Origin of the sequence: Klebsiella sp. GG_Kp146 (assembly GCF_040061975.1) — a bacterium.
In the GTDB taxonomy this organism is placed as follows: domain Bacteria; phylum Pseudomonadota; class Gammaproteobacteria; order Enterobacterales; family Enterobacteriaceae; genus Klebsiella; species Klebsiella quasipneumoniae.
The window spans coordinates 237,112-252,185 of record NZ_JBEAHA010000011.1 but is presented as its reverse complement, the minus strand read 5'-3'; the positions used below and the strand labels follow the sequence as shown (position 1 = coordinate 252,185).

The 15,074-nt window shown below is 57.1% G+C and carries 13 protein-coding genes; 5 read left to right on the top strand and 8 right to left on the bottom strand.

Going from position 1 to position 15,074, the window contains the following annotated elements; translation table 11 throughout:
- The first annotated feature begins 221 nt into the window (after window positions 1-221).
- Together ABLU95_RS13325 and mdtD are read left to right on the top strand one after the other, a co-directional pair.
- Window positions 222-923, top strand: coding sequence for a FadR/GntR family transcriptional regulator (locus tag ABLU95_RS13325; protein ID WP_023291487.1), 702 nt, complete (start codon window positions 222-224; stop codon window positions 921-923).
- Window positions 924-935: 12 nt separating this feature from the next.
- Entirely contained in the window at window positions 936-2,333 is a 1,398-nt protein-coding gene (gene mdtD / locus ABLU95_RS13320; protein WP_023291486.1) for a multidrug transporter subunit MdtD, read from the top strand.
- Here the strand turns inward: mdtD and rbsR are convergent.
- From rbsR to kup, 7 genes are all read right to left on the bottom strand, one after another.
- Window positions 2,330-3,322 (bottom strand): ribose operon transcriptional repressor RbsR, encoded by a 993-nt coding sequence (gene rbsR, locus ABLU95_RS13315; protein WP_086076398.1) that lies wholly within the window; start codon window positions 3,320-3,322, stop codon window positions 2,330-2,332. The genes mdtD and rbsR overlap by 4 nt on opposite strands.
- A gap of 3 nt (window positions 3,323-3,325) precedes the next feature.
- Window positions 3,326-4,255, bottom strand: coding sequence for a ribokinase (rbsK, locus tag ABLU95_RS13310; protein WP_023291484.1), 930 nt, complete (start codon window positions 4,253-4,255; stop codon window positions 3,326-3,328).
- 103 nt (window positions 4,256-4,358) lie between these two features.
- Entirely contained in the window at window positions 4,359-5,249 is an 891-nt protein-coding gene (rbsB, locus tag ABLU95_RS13305) for a ribose ABC transporter substrate-binding protein RbsB (protein WP_004202323.1), read from the bottom strand.
- 27 nt (window positions 5,250-5,276) lie between these two features.
- Entirely contained in the window at window positions 5,277-6,242 is a 966-nt protein-coding gene (gene rbsC / locus ABLU95_RS13300) for a ribose ABC transporter permease (RefSeq protein WP_004202322.1), read from the bottom strand.
- A gap of 5 nt (window positions 6,243-6,247) precedes the next feature.
- The gene (gene rbsA / locus ABLU95_RS13295) at window positions 6,248-7,753 is read right to left on the bottom strand and encodes a ribose ABC transporter ATP-binding protein RbsA (RefSeq protein WP_065883550.1); all 1,506 of its coding nucleotides are present in this window, start codon (window positions 7,751-7,753) and stop codon (window positions 6,248-6,250) included.
- 10 nt (window positions 7,754-7,763) lie between these two features.
- Window positions 7,764-8,183, bottom strand: a complete 420-nt coding sequence (gene rbsD / locus ABLU95_RS13290; RefSeq protein WP_065883548.1) for a D-ribose pyranase — start codon at window positions 8,181-8,183, stop codon at window positions 7,764-7,766.
- 185 nt (window positions 8,184-8,368) lie between these two features.
- Entirely contained in the window at window positions 8,369-10,237 is a 1,869-nt protein-coding gene (kup, locus tag ABLU95_RS13285) for a low affinity potassium transporter Kup (protein WP_004202319.1), read from the bottom strand.
- A gap of 217 nt (window positions 10,238-10,454) precedes the next feature.
- Here kup and ravA point away from each other — a divergent pair, with 217 nt between their 5' ends.
- On the top strand, window positions 10,455-11,954 hold the full coding sequence (gene ravA, locus ABLU95_RS13280) for an ATPase RavA (RefSeq protein ID WP_348874444.1): 1,500 nt from the start codon (window positions 10,455-10,457) through the stop codon (window positions 11,952-11,954).
- Window positions 11,951-13,399, top strand: coding sequence for an ATPase RavA stimulator ViaA (gene viaA, locus ABLU95_RS13275; protein ID WP_023291479.1), 1,449 nt, complete (start codon window positions 11,951-11,953; stop codon window positions 13,397-13,399). Before ravA ends, viaA begins: the two co-directional genes overlap by 4 nt.
- 3 nt (window positions 13,400-13,402) lie before the next feature.
- Here viaA and asnA read toward each other — a convergent pair whose 3' ends face one another.
- Window positions 13,403-14,395, bottom strand: a complete 993-nt coding sequence (asnA, locus tag ABLU95_RS13270) for an aspartate--ammonia ligase (protein WP_348879727.1) — start codon at window positions 14,393-14,395, stop codon at window positions 13,403-13,405.
- Window positions 14,396-14,546: 151 nt separating this feature from the next.
- Between asnA and asnC the strand changes: the two genes are divergently transcribed.
- Window positions 14,547-15,005 carry a transcriptional regulator AsnC gene (gene asnC, locus ABLU95_RS13265; RefSeq protein WP_002882510.1) on the top strand — a complete coding sequence of 153 codons (459 nt, stop codon included), beginning with the start codon at window positions 14,547-14,549 and terminating at the stop codon, window positions 15,003-15,005.
- Window positions 15,006-15,074 lie beyond the last annotated feature (69 nt).

Here is a 15,074-nt window from a genome sequence, read left to right as displayed (position 1 = left end):
ACCCGGCGGCTTGCTTGCCGTTGTTCCGTGTCAGTGGAGGCGCATTATAGGGAGTAATTCTGAGGTGACAAGGGGAAATGCAAAAAAACTTTTCAACCGTCTCTTTTTTCAACAATGCGGCGAGGAATGTCGCAAAAAACCGCCGTTTTGCTGTTTTAACCGACGAAACGGGGCGCCTGGTGGCATACTGTTAGTGTAGAAAAAAGAAAGGAACGGCATTTATGTCTTTAAGCGCACAGCAACTGGCGGCACAAAAGAACATCTCCTGGGTACTGGCCGAGAAGCTCGCCCAAAAGATACTGACTGGCGAATATCAGCCGGAAAGCATTCTTCCCGGCGAAATGGAGTTAGGGGAGCAGTTCGGCGTGAGTCGTACCGCCGTCCGCGAAGCGGTGAAGACGCTGACTGCAAAAGGCATGCTGCTGCCCCGCCCTCGCATTGGCACCCGGGTAATGCCGCGCAGCAGCTGGAACTTCCTGGATAAGGAACTACTCTCCTGGTGGCTCACGGAAGATAACTTCGAAGAGGTGGTGAGCCACTTTCTCGTCATGCGCAGCAGCCTGGAGCCACAGGCCTGTTTCCTCGCCGCCGCCCACGGCACCGCGGAACAGAAAGCGCAGCTCAATACCCTTATGGAAGAGATGATTGCCCTGAAACGTCATTTTCAGCGCGATCGCTGGATAGACGTCGATATGGCCTGGCATGAACATATCTATGAAATGAGCGGCAATCCTTTCCTCAGCTCATTCGCCTCTTTATTTCATTCCGTCTACCACACCTACTTCACGTCGATTACGCAAAATGAAGTCGTGAAGCTCGATCTCCACCAGGCGATCGTCGATGCCATTCTCAATAGCGATGCGCCAGGTGCCTTGCTCGCCTGCCAGGCGCTGCTGAACGCCCCACACCACGTAAATCAATAACAAGGATTTGGCATGAGCGGAAAAAAAGGGCGCAGCATGGCTGGCCTGCCGTGGATCGCGGCGATGGCCTTCTTTATGCAGGCGCTGGATGCCACCATTCTTAACACCGCCCTCCCGGCTATCGCCCACAGCCTGAACCGTTCCCCCTTAGCAATGCAGTCGGCCATCATCAGCTATACGCTGACGGTGGCGATGTTGATCCCGGTCAGCGGCTGGCTGGCCGATCGCTTCGGCACGCGCCGGGTCTTTATCATCGCCGTTAGCCTGTTTACTCTCGGCTCCCTCGCCTGCGCGCTCTCGAGTTCATTAACGGAGCTGGTCATTTTTCGCGTTATTCAGGGGGTCGGCGGGGCGATGATGATGCCGGTGGCGAGGCTAGCCCTCCTGCGCGCCTATCCGCGCAGCGAACTGCTGCCGGTACTGAACTTTGTCACCATGCCGGGACTGGTAGGACCGATTCTGGGCCCGGTTCTCGGCGGGGTATTTGTGACCTGGGCCAGCTGGCATTGGATTTTCCTGATAAACATTCCCATCGGCGTGATCGGCATTCTGTATGCCCGTAAATATATGCCAAATTTCACAACGCCGCGCCGACGCTTCGATATAACCGGTTTTCTGTTATTTGGCTTAAGCCTGGTGTTATTTTCCAGCGGTATTGAACTGTTTGGCGAAAAAATCGTGGCGACATGGCTGGCGCTGGCGGTGATCGCCGTCAGTCTGATACTGCTCCTGGCCTATGTCCGTCACGCGCGCCGCCATCCTGCGCCGCTGATCTCGCTCTCTTTATTTAAAACCCATACGTTCTCGGTCGGCATTGCCGGCAACCTTGCCACGCGGTTGGGTACCGGCTGCGTACCTTTTCTGATGCCGCTCATGCTGCAGGTTGGCTTTGGCTATCCGGCCATTATCGCCGGCTGTATGATCGCCCCCACCGCTATCGGCTCGATTATTGCGAAATCTACCGTTACCCAGGTGCTGCGCTGGTTTGGCTATCGTAAGACCCTGGTGGGGATCACCGTGTTTATTGGCCTTATGATTGCCCAGTTCTCGCTGCAGTCGCCAGAAATGCCGCTGTGGATGCTGCTTCTGCCGCTGTTCGTGCTGGGGATGGCGATGTCCACGCAGTTTACCGCCATGAATACCATTACCCTGGCCGATTTGACGGATGACAATGCCAGCAGCGGCAATAGCCTGCTGGCAGTCACCCAGCAGCTTTCCATCAGTCTCGGAGTGGCCATCAGCGCTGCGGTGCTGCGCTTCTATGAAGGTTTTGACAGCGCCAGCACCGTAGAGCAGTTTCACTACACCTTTATTACCATGGGCGTGATAACCATCGTGTCGGCGCTGATGTTTATGCTGTTGAGAGCGAAGGATGGCCGCAACCTGATTAGCGAGCGGCACAAACGCTAAGCGGAGCCGCGGACCACCAGCTCCGGGGTTAACTGTACGCGCTGCTGTTTTTGCTGCGGGTCGGCCATGCGATGGATCAGCACGTCGATGGCCAGTTCCCCCAGCTCATCTTTCGGCTGGTGAATGGTGGTTAACGGCGGCGTCATATAGCGAGCCAGTTCAATATCATCGTAACCCACCAGCGCCATATCCTGCGGGATCTGCAACCCGGCCTGGTATAACGCCTGATAAGCGCCAACCGCCATGGCGTCGTTACCGACAAACACCGCCTGCGGCCGCTGCGGCAACGCCAGCAGCTGCTGCATCGCGCTAAATCCGCCGCCAAACTCAAAATCACTGGTCACCACGTATCCCTCGGCTACGGGCAGACCGCAGCGCGCCATCGCGGCATGGTAACCTTCAAGGCGCAGACGCGCCGGGGTTTTATCCAGCGGGCCGGCAATGCAGGCAATGTGTGAATACCCTTGATCGATCAGGTACTGGGTCGCCATATCGCCACCGAGCAGCGAGTTATCCTGAATCAGATCGCTATCGCCATCAAACGGCGCCCAATCCATCATGACCGTCGGAACCGACGGATAGCGCTGCATAATTTCCGGGGAGGGTTGGTGGGTCTCAGTGCACAGCAGCAGTAATCCATCGACGCGTTTTTGCATTAACGTCTCCAGATTACGATTCATTCGCTGCTCATCACCTTCCGTATTACAGAGTACGAGACTATAACCCCGCTCAAAGCAGCTGCGCTCCACGCCCCGCACCAGCTCGGAATAAAACGGATTGGTACTGGCGGTGATCAGCATGCCGATGGTGCGGGTTTGATTAAGCTTGAGGCTACGCGCCAGCGCCGAGGGGGCGTAGTTGAGGCTTTTGATCGCGGCGTCGACTTTGGCGGTAATCGCCTCGCTGACAAAGCGGTCCTTATTGATGACGTGTGACACCGTCGATGTGGAAACGCCCGCGACGCGGGCCACATCTTTCATCGTAGCCAAGCATTACCCCTGTTGCGCTAAAAATTCATCAATCTCTGTGCGCCACGGCACGGAAGGCTGCGCGCCTTTGCGAGTCACGGCAATCGCTGCCGCGGCATGCGCAAAGCGGATCGCCTCCGGCAGGGCGGTCCCTTCCAGCAGCGCGGTCACCAGCGCGCCGTTGAAAGTGTCGCCGGCCGCGATAGTATCAATAGCCTGCACGCGAAACCCTGGGATCCGGCGGCTTTCGCCTTCGGCACTGAGCCAGACGCCGCGACTGCCGAGGGTGATCATTACCGTACCAATGCCTTTGGCATGCAGCACGTCGGCGGCTTTTGCCGCATCCTCGTCACTCTCAACGCGAATCCCCGTCAGCTTTTCCGCTTCGGTTTCGTTGGGGGTAATGATATCCACCAGCGCCAGCAGTTCATCGGACAGTTCACGCGCTGGCGCGGGATTAAGCACCACGGTGGTCTGATGGTGATGGGCGATTTTCGCCGCCGCCAGCACGCTCTCCAGCGGCGACTCGAGCTGCATCAACAACGCCTGCGCGCTGGCGATCCGCTCTTTTTCCGCCTCTACCTGAGCGACGGATAAGGCCGCATTGGCGCCGGCATGAATACCGATGACATTCTCACCTTCGGCGTTAACGAAGATTAACGCCACGCCGGTTGCTTCCCCGGCGACCGCGCGCACAGGCGCCACATCGATTTTATCGCTCGCCAGCTGGCGACGGATGCGTTCACCGATGTCGTCATCGCCGGTGCAGGCGATAAACGCGATATCCGCCCCGCTGCGCCCGGCGGCCACCGCCTGGTTGGCCCCTTTACCACCGAACGCCAGCTGGTAGTGGTTGCCGGTGACGGTTTCACCCGGCGTCGGGAAAGCGTCAAGGTTGAGAATGTGATCGGCATTGATGCTGCCAAGGACGACAAGTTTGCCTGCAGTTTTCATCGTTTCTGTTCCCGGGAAAGCGCGCCACCGGGATCCGGTGGCGCATGCCCTGCTTTTCTTTTTTTATATTGTCCCTCGGACCGTTGCCAGTCCGAATCGCATATTACTGCTTAACGACCAGCTTCAGCTCAACCGGGTAGTTAGCTTCCACTTTTTCGCCCTTCAGTACCTTATCAGCAGTCTCAACGCCTTTCGCGCCGATCTGCTCCGGCAACTGTGCGACGGTCGCCGCCAGTTTGCCACTGTTTACTGCTTTTTCGCCATCCGGAGTGCCGTCAAATCCAACCACCATCACATCGGACTTGCCTGCGGTCTGCAGCGCGCGCAGAGCGCCGAGCGCCATTTCATCATTCTGCGCGAACACCGCCTGGACGTCAGGATGGGCGGTCAGCAGGTTCTGCATCACGTTCAGCCCTTTGGTACGGTCGAAATCGGCCGGCTGGCTGGCCAGAACGTTGAACTTGTGCGCCGCCACGGCCTGTTTGAAGCCTTCGCCGCGCTCGCGCGCCGCGGAAGTCCCGGCAATGCCCTGCAGCTCAATGACTTTCGCACTTTCACCCAGCTTTTTCGCAATGTAATCACCCGCCATTTTTCCGCCCTGCACGTTGTCAGAGGCGATGTGGCTCACGACATCGCCTTTTGTCGCCTGACGGTCGAGGGTGATGACCGGGATTTTCGCCTGGTTCGCCATCTTCACGGCATTGCCGACGGCATCAGAGTCGGTTGGGTTGATCAGCAACAGCTTCGCGCCGCGCACCGTTAAATCCTGAACGTTAGCCAGCTCTTTCGCCGGGTTGTTCTGGGAATCGAGCACCACCAGGTTGTAGCCCAGTTTGTCAGCTTCTTTTTGCGCGCCGTCTTTCAGCGACACGAAGAAGGGATTGTTGAGAGTAGAGATAACCAGAGCGATGGTGTCTTTGGCCATCGCGTTCGCGCTAACGGTCGCACTTAGCGCAACAGCAGAGACCAGGGTCGCCAGTTTTTTCATATTCATAGTTAAGATGTCCTGTAGAGTTCTCAGTTACTGCTTTTTGTTATCTACCAGTACCGCCAGCAAAATCACCACCGCTTTAACGATCATCTGGTAATAGGAAGAAACGCCTAAAAGGTTCAAACCATTATTCAGGAAGCCAAGGATCAGCGCGCCAATCAGCGTGCCGACAATGCGTCCTTTGCCGCCCGCCAGGCTGGTGCCGCCGAGCACGACTGCCGCAATGGCGTCCAGCTCATAGCCTGTCCCGGCCGTCGGCTGCGCGGAGGAGAGGCGCGCCACTTCGATAATCCCGGCCAGCGACGCCAGCATCCCGCACAACGCGTAGACGATAATTTTGACTTTATTGACGCTAATCCCGGACAGGCGCGTCGCCGCCTCATTACCGCCAAGGGCGTAGATATAACGACCCAGGCGAGTATGGTGCAGCATGTACCAGGCCGCCAGGAAGACAATCGCCATGATCCATACCGGCGTCGGGATCCCCAGCGGACGTCCGATACCAAACCAGCCGAACAGATCGGCATTATCGCTAAAGCCGGTATTGATCGGGCTGCCGTTGGTGTACACCATGGTCACGCCGCGCAGCAGCAGCATCATCACCAGGGTGGCGATGAAAGCCTGCACGCGGCCTTTCGCCACAATCACCCCGGTGACTGCGCCGATCGCCGCACCTAATGCGAGGGCAGCAGCGACCGCCACCAGCGCATTCACTTCAATGCCAACGATCGACGCCGCCACCGCGCCGGTGAGCGCCAGCAGGGAACCGACGGACAGGTCGATCCCCGAGGTCAGTATGACCAGCGTCATCCCTACCGCCATAATGGCGTTAACGGAGGTCTGCTGCAGAATATTGAACAGGTTATTGACGGTAAAAAAGTTGGGGCTCATGGTCGATACCACCGCGATCAGCACCAGCAGGGCAATCAGCGATTTTTGCTCCATCAGCCACGCTTTCGTGAAATAACGGCGACCAGAAACAGCCTGGGTTGTCATCTTTCTTACTCCTGATTCACACGGTTAAGCTTGCCCACAGCGGCAGCCATCAATACTTCCTGGGTGGCCTGCTCGCGTGTGAATTCACCGCCGAGATGCCCTTCATGCATCACTATGATGCGATCGCTCATGCCCAACACTTCCGGCATCTCGGAGGAGACCAGAATGATGCTCAGGCCATCGGCTTTGAACTGATTGATGAGCTGGTAGATCTCTTTCTTCGCCCCAACGTCGACGCCACGGGTCGGCTCATCGAGGATCAGGACCTTCGGCCGGGTCATCAGCCCGCGGGCGATGGCGACCTTTTGTTGGTTGCCGCCGGAGAGCAGGCCGATCGCCTGCTCCATGGACGGCGTTTTCACGTTAAACAGCCGGATGAAATCACTGACCGCCTGCTGTTCATCTTTATGCTTGAGACTCCCTCCCGTCCGGCTGAAGTAGCGCAGGGCGGTCAGGGACATGTTTTCTTTTACCGACATCCCGAGCACTAAGCCGTCACGCTTACGGTCTTCGGAGATATAGACAATGCCGTTCGCCAGACCATCCTGCGGCGAACGGGTCACCACTTCGTGACCGTCGAGCGTCACGGAGCCGCTGCTGCGCGGCAGCGCGCCATACAACACTTTCATCAGCTCGGTCCGCCCGGCGCCCATCAGCCCGGCGACGCCGAGGATTTCCCCCTGGCGCAGGGTAAAGGTCACGTTTTCCACGCCCGGGCCGCAGAGATTATCGACTTTCAGGCGCACCGCGCCCGGCGCCTTAGCCAGATGCGGATACTGATCTTCCAGCTTCCGGCCAACCATCATTTCAATCAGACGGTCTTCATCCAGCGAGGAGACCTCGCGTTCGGCGATAAACTGCCCGTCGCGGAACACGGTCACGTCGTCGCAAATCTCGAAGATCTCTTTCATGCGGTGGGAGATGTAGACGATGCCGCGCCCCTGCGATTTCAGTTCGCGGATCACACGGAACAGCGATTCGGTCTCGGTATCGGTCAGCGCGTCGGTCGGTTCATCCATAATGATGACCTTCGACTCGAAGCTCAGCACTTTGGCGATCTCCACCATTTGCTGGTCGCCAATCGACAGATCGCCCACCAGCTTCTGGCTGGTAAAACGGAGATTCAGCTTCGCCAGCAGCTTGTCGGCTTCGGTATACATCCGCTTCCAGTCGATTTTGCCAAAGCGGTTAACGAATTCGCGGCCGAGGAAGATGTTCTCGGCGATCGTCAACTGCGGGATCAGGTTCAGCTCCTGATGGATAATGCCGATCCCGGCTTCCTGGGAAGATTTTGGGCCGCTAAAGGTGGTCTCTTTGCCCAACCACAATAAAGCGCCAGCATCACGGGTATAGATCCCGGTCAGCACTTTCATCATGGTGGATTTACCGGCGCCGTTCTCACCCACCAGCGCCATCACCCGGCCAGGGTAGACATTCAGCGAGGCGCCGGAGAGCGCCTTGACGCCTGGGAACGCTTTATCGATCCCTTTCAGTTGCAATAAGGCTTCCATGACGGCGATCTCAGAAGGTGACGCCGGCACAGAGAATGATATTCGCAAACGGGGAACACTCCCCACTGCGAATTACCGCCTGACTGTCTGCGGTTTGTTTTTTGAACTGCTCATGACTGGTGTAACGAATTTCAATGGTGTTTCCCTGGTGCTGCTGCAGCTGCTCAAGATAGTTGAGCAACGTCGCGTGGAGCTGCGGATTATGCGTCTTAATTTCCTCCGCGATGACAGCCGCTTCAACCTGCATTTCCGTCGTCACCACTTGCAGAACCTGCATAAATGAAGGTACGCCCTGGGTCAACGCCATATCGATGCGCGCGCTGCTGCGGGGAACCGGTAATCCGGCATCGCAGACCACCAGCGTATCGGTGTGGCCCAGGCGGGAGATAACCGCGGAAATATCAGCGTTAAGTACGGTGCCTTTTTTCATTTTTTCTCTTTTGCTCCACTAGCGAAACGTTTCGCTAAAATAATTATTATCAATGCGTGAGCAGAAAACCATCACCAGAAGAGAGAAATGTGATCGCTATCGAAACGTTTCGCGAGACAGCGACAGGAGATGACAGCCGGAGTGAGAAACAAAAAGCCCTTCGCAACGGAAGGGCTTTTTTGACATCAGATTTCGACCTGAGTACCGAGCTCGATAACCCGGTTTGGCGGGATTTCAAACTGATCCGGCGCGCGCAGGGCGTTACGCTGCAGCAAAAGATAAAGCTTGCCGCGCAGGCGCAGATACCACGGCCGTTTGCCGATAATCAGCGACTCATGGGACATAAAGAACGAGGTCTCCATCATCCGGCAGCTGAGTCCTTCCAGGCCACAGCGATGGAACACCTCTTCGACATTTGGCGTTTCCCGCCAGCCGTAGCTGGCCACCACCCGCCAGAACGAGGGCGACAGCTGCTCAATCTGCACCCGGCGAACGTTATGCACGTAAGGCGCGTCTTCGGTGCGCAGGGTCAGGAGGATCACTCGCTCATGCAGCACCTTGTTGTGCTTCAGGTTATGCAGCAGGGCAAACGGGATCACGTTCAGGGCGCGGGACATATACACCGCAGTACCCGGCACGCGCACCGGCGGCGATTTCTCCAGCGAAGAGATCATCGCTTCCAGCGAGTTGCCGTGCTCGTGCATTCGACGCAGCAGGCGGAAACGCTCGCTCTTCCAGGTGGTCATCACCGTAAACATCACCAGACCCAGGGACAACGGCAGCCAGCCGCCGGAGACAATCTTATCGAGGTTCGCCGAGAACAGCGGAACATCAATGCACAGGAAGGCCACCAGCATCAGCCCAACGAACAGTTTATTCCAGTGCCAGTTTTTGCGCGCCACCGTTGCCGACAGGATGGAGGTCAGCACCATGGTCCCCGTGACCGCGATACCGTATGCCGCCGCCAGGTTAGACGAATGTTCGAAGCTGACGATGACGATCACTACCGAGACATACAGCAGCCAGTTAATGAACGGGATATAGATCTGGCCGGACTCCATTTCCGAGGTGTGGATGATGCGCATCGGCGACAGATAGCCCAGACGCACCGCCTGACGGGTTAAGGAGAAGACCCCGGAGATCACCGCCTGCGAGGCGATAACCGTCGCCAGTGTGGCGATAATCAGCATCGGGATCAACGCCCACTCCGGCGCCAGCAGGAAGAACGGGTTTTTAATCGCTTCCGGATGCTTAAGCAGCAATGCCCCCTGGCCAAAATAGTTCAGCACCAGCGAAGGCAGCACGACGGAGAACCAGGCGACACGGATCGGCAGTTTGCCGAAGTGCCCCATATCGGCGTACAGCGCTTCCACCCCGGTAATCGACAGCACCACCGCGCCAAGCGCAATAAAGGAAACCGTTTTGTACTGCAGGAAGAAATGCACCGCCCAGTAGGGGTTTAGCGCCTGCAGAACTTCCGGGTTAGCGTAAATGCTTCGCGCGCCAAGCACCGCCAGCAGCAAGAACCAGATCAGCATAATCGGCGCAAACAGCTTGCCGACCATCCCGGTCCCGTGCTTCTGGATCATAAATAGCAGGGTAAGCACGATAATGGAGATCGGCACAATCCAGCTATCGAGCTGCGGAGCGATAATTTCTAACCCCTCTATCGCCGACATCACCGAAATCGCCGGGGTAATCACCACTTCGCCATAGAAGAAACTGCCGCCGATCAGGCCGAGGATCACCAGCACAGAGGTCATCCGCGCCGAGGTATTGCGTCCGGCCAGCGACATCAGCGTTAAGATCCCGCCTTCCCCGGCGTTATCCGCCCGCATCACGAAGGTGATGTATTTAATCGATACGGTAAAGATTAACAGCCAGAAAATCAGCGACAAAAAGCCAAAAACGGCATCGCGCTCAACGCCAAAGCCAAACTGACCTGACAGGCATTCACGCAGGGTATACAGTGGACTGGTACCGATATCACCGTACACCACGCCGATGGCCGCCAGCGTTAACGCCGGCAACGATTGTTTATTATCAGTGCTCATAGACTAGTCTTTTCGTTTATAAAACAAATGTGTGCCTAGTCCCTTGGCCCACAAAAAGCGCACAGTATGCACGATTATTTGTGAAATCGTACCCCTAACAGACACCATATTAACCTGGCTCAAAAAAAATAAATCGATTCTTCAGGCTATTACCGCCCCTGCTCTAACATCTATACTCGTCCCAATAACGATACATGACAAAGCACGCAACTCAATTATGGCTCAAACACATTTACTGGCTGAAAGAATTTCCCGACTCAGCGCGGCACTCGAAAAAGGACTCTTTGAACGCAGCCACGCGATACGCCTGTGCCTGCTGGCGGCGCTCAGCGGCGAGAGCGTATTTTTGCTTGGTCCGCCGGGGATCGCCAAAAGCCTGATTGCCCGCCGCCTCAAGTTCGCCTTCCAGCAGGCGCGCGCTTTTGAATACCTGATGACCCGCTTTTCCACCCCGGAAGAGGTTTTTGGCCCGCTGTCCATTCAGGCGCTGAAAGATGAAGGCCGCTACGAGCGTTTAACCGCCGGTTACCTGCCGGAAGCAGAAATCGTGTTCCTCGATGAAATATGGAAAGCGGGTCCGGCTATCCTCAACACCCTGCTGACGGCGATTAACGAACGTCACTTCCGCAACGGCGCTCACGAAGAGAAAATCCCGATGCGCCTGCTGGTGGCCGCTTCGAACGAACTGCCCGAAGCCGACAGCAGCCTGGAAGCGCTGTATGACCGCATGCTGATCCGTCTGTGGCTCGATAAAGTACAGGATAAAGGTAATTTCCGTTCGATGCTGGTCAGCCAGCAGGATGAAAACAGCAATCCGGTGCCCAGCGCGCTGCAGGTTAGCGATGAAGAGTTTACGCAATGGCAGCAGCAGATCGGCAATATCAAACTGCCGGACGCGGTGTTTGAGCTGATATTCCAGCTGCGCCAGCAGCTGGATGCCCTGCCAAACGCGCCATACGTTTCGGATCGCCGCTGGAAAAAGGCTATTCGCCTGCTGCAGGCCAGCGCCTTCTTCAGCGGCCGCGACAGCATCGCGCCGATAGATCTTATCCTGCTGAAAGATTGTCTGTGGCACAACGTCGAGAGCATGAACCTGATGTCGCAGCAGTTGGAAACGCTGATGACCTGCCACGCCTGGCAGCAGCAGGCGATGCTGACGCGGCTCGGGGCGATTGTGCAGCGACGCATTCAGATCCAACAGCAGCAAAGTGACAAAACGGCGCTAAAGGTCACCCGCCTTGGCGGCATGTTTAGCCGCAAGCCGCACTATGAGCTGCCGGCGGAGATCCAGGGGACCACCCTGACCCTGCTGCTGCAGCAGCCGCTCAAACTCCACGATATGGAAGTGATCCACATTACTTTTGAGCGCGAGGCGTTAGCCAGCTGGCTGGAAAAGGGCGGCGAGATCCGCGGCAAGCTCAACGGGATCGGCTTTGCCCAAATGCTCAATATGGATGTCGACACCAGCCAGCATCTGGTTGTTCGCGACGTCAGCCTGCAGGGCTCACGCCTCTCGCTGCCCGGCAGCGCGTCGCAGGAAAACATGCCGGCGGAAATTCGCCAGCAGCTGGAGGCGCTGGACGATGAGTGGCACCAGCAACATAACCGCTTCAGCGAGCAGCAGAAGTGCCTGTTTATCCCGGTCGAGTGGCTGGGAAGAATCGAAGCCAGCCTGCAGGACGTCGGCGCGCAGATTAAACAGGCGAAGCAGCCATGACGCTCGATATGCTGAATGTCATGCTGGCAGTCAGCGAAGAGGGAATGATCGAGGAGATGCTGCTGGCGCTGCTGGCCTCTCCGCAGCTGGCGGTTTTCTTTGAGAAATTTCCCCGCCTGAAAAACATCATCGCGGCGGATATTCCGCGCTGGCGGGAAGCCGTTCGCGCCCGCTTAAAAGAGGTTAACGTCCCGCCGGATCTGGACGCCGAGGTGCAAACCTATCAGCAGGCTCAGCTGCTCTCTACCTCGCAGTTTATCGTCCAGCTGCCGCAGATCCTCAGCAAGCTACACCAGCTCCAGTCCCCTTTTGCCGCCCAGGCGCAGAAGCTGGTGGACGACAATGCGACCTTTACCCCGGCGCTGCATACGCTGTTTTTACAGCGCTGGCGCCTGAGCCTGGTGGTGCAAGCCACCAGCCTTAACCAGCAGCTGCTGGATGAGGAGCGCGATCAGTTGCTCAGTGAGGTCCAGGAACGAATGACGCTCAGCGGTCAGCTCGATCCGGTGCTGGCGGAGAATGACACCGCCGCCGGACGCCTGTGGGATATGAGCGCCGGCGAACTCAAACGTGGCGACTATCAGCTGATCGTGCGCTATGGCGATTTTCTTAACCAGCAGCCGGAGCTGCTGCAGCTGGCGGAACAGCTGGGGCGCTCACGGGAAGCGAAATCCGTGCCGAAGAAAGACGCGCCGATGGAGACCTTCCGTAGCCTGGTGCGCGAGCCTGCGACGGTGCCGGAACAGGTCGACGGCCTCCAGCAGAGCGATGACATTCTGCGCCTGCTGCCGCCGGAGCTGGCGACGCTCGGCATCACGGAGCTGGAGTTTGAATTTTATCGCAAGCTGGTGGAGAAACAGCTCCTGACTTACCGGCTGCACGGCGACGCCTGGCGCGAAAAAATCACCGAACGCCCGGTGACGCGGCAGGATTTTGATGAACAGCCGCGCGGGCCCTTTATTGTCTGCGTCGATACGTCAGGATCGATGGGCGGTTTTAACGAGCAGTGCGCCAAAGCCTTTTGTCTGGCCCTGATGCGCGTCGCGCTGGCGGATAACCGCCGCTGCTTTATTATGCTGTTCTCCAGCGAAGTGGTGCACTACGAACTAACCTGCGAGGGCGGCCTGGAGCAGGCGATCCGCTTTCTGAGCCAGCGCTTTCGCGGCGGCACCGATCTGGCCAGCTGTTTTCGCGCCATTATTGAACGTCTGCAAAACCCGCAGTGGGTGGATGCGGATGCCGTGGTGATCTCCGACTTTATTGCCCAGCGGTTGCCGGATGAGGTGATTGCTCAGGTGGGGGAGTTACAGCGAAAGCATCAGCACCGTTTTCACGCGGTGGCGATGTCGGTACACGGCAAACCCGGCATCATGCGCATCTTCGATCATATCTGGCGCTTTGATACCGGGTTGCGTAGCCGCCTGCTGCGACGCTGGCGGCGCTAATCGTTACAGCAGCGCGGAAACGCTTTCGCGAACCTGTGCCGGCCATACGCCGCACTGCACCTGGCCGATATGGTCGAGCTGCAGCAACAGCATCGTCAGCCGAGACTGGCCAATGCCGCCGCCGATAGTCTGCGGCATCTCGCCGCGCAGCAGCGCCTGGTGCCACTCCAGTTTCAGGCGATCTTCATCGCCGGTCAGCGCCAGCTGGCGTTTCAGCGCCGCGGCGTCAACGCGGATCCCCATTGAGGAGATCTCGAACGCATCTTCCAGCACGGGGTTCCACACCAGGATATCGCCGTTCAGTCCGGCAAAGCCTTCAGAAACCTCAGTGCTCCAGTCATCATAGTCCGGCGCACGAACATCATGGCGCTTGCCATCAGAGAGTTTGCCGCCGATGCCGATTAAGAAGACGGCGCCCAGCTCTTTAGCAATCGCTCGCTCGCGGCCCTTGGCATCAAGATCCGGATAGCGACTCAGCAGCGCCTGGCTGTGAATAAAGTGGATCTGTTCCGGCAGGAACAGCATCAGGCCAAATTCCTGGCTGACCGCCAGCTCGGTGGCTTTGATCCCGGCGTAAATCGCTTCGACGGTCGCCTTCAGCGTGCCGACGTGGCGCTCTTCATCCCCCATCACCCGCTCCCAGTCCCACTGGTCGACATAGACGGAATGGATCGGCGTCAGACGGTCTTCATCGGGGCGAAGGGCCTTCATGTGCGTGTACAGCCCTTCGCCCGCGCTGAAGTCGTGTTGTCCCAGGGTTTGACGCTTCCACTTCGCCAGCGAATGCACCACTTCGAACTGGGCGTCGGGCAGTGTTTTCACTTTCACCTGAACCGCTTTCTCACAGCCGGACAAGTTATCCTGCGTCCCATCGCCCACGCGGCTTAAGATTGGCGCCTGGACTTCAATCAGGCCAAGCTTCTCTTCCAGCTGACGGGAAAAGTGGGATTTAACGAAACTGATCTGGCGTTGTTTTGCGATATATGCGGTTTTCATTTTTATGACTCCTGCGTCCTGTTGCCATTGATTAAGCAACAAAAAAGGCCACAAATACAATAATCAATCAATAAAAAGGCTCATCAACTTTTAATTCATCAAAATATGGCGCTAAAATAGTAAGAACCCTCAAACTTCATAAGAAAAAGATATGGAAAATTATCAGATCGACAATCTGGACCGCGGCATTCTCGATGCGCTAATGGCCAACGCCCGTACCGCCTATGCCGAACTGGCCAAACAGTTCAGCGTCAGCCCCGGCACTATTCATGTACGCGTCGAAAAGATGAAACAGGCGGGCATCATTACCGGCGCGCGAATTGACGTCAGCCCCAAACAGCTGGGCTATGACGTCGGCTGCTTCATCGGCATTATTCTCAAGAGCGCCAAAGACTATCCCTCCGCCCTCGCCCGCCTGGAAAGCCTGGAGGAGGTCACCGAGGCTTATTACACCACCGGCCACTACAGCATCTTTATTAAGGTGATGTGTAAATCCATCGATGCCCTGCAGCAGGTACTTATCAACAAGATCCAAACAATTGATGAAATTCAGTCCACCGAGACCCTGATCGTGCTGCAGAACCCGATCATGCGCACCATTAAGCCCTGATCGTTTTTTTTAATCCCACATTTTTCCACAGGTAGATCCCAGCTCGCTCACAGCGTACAATACGCCACT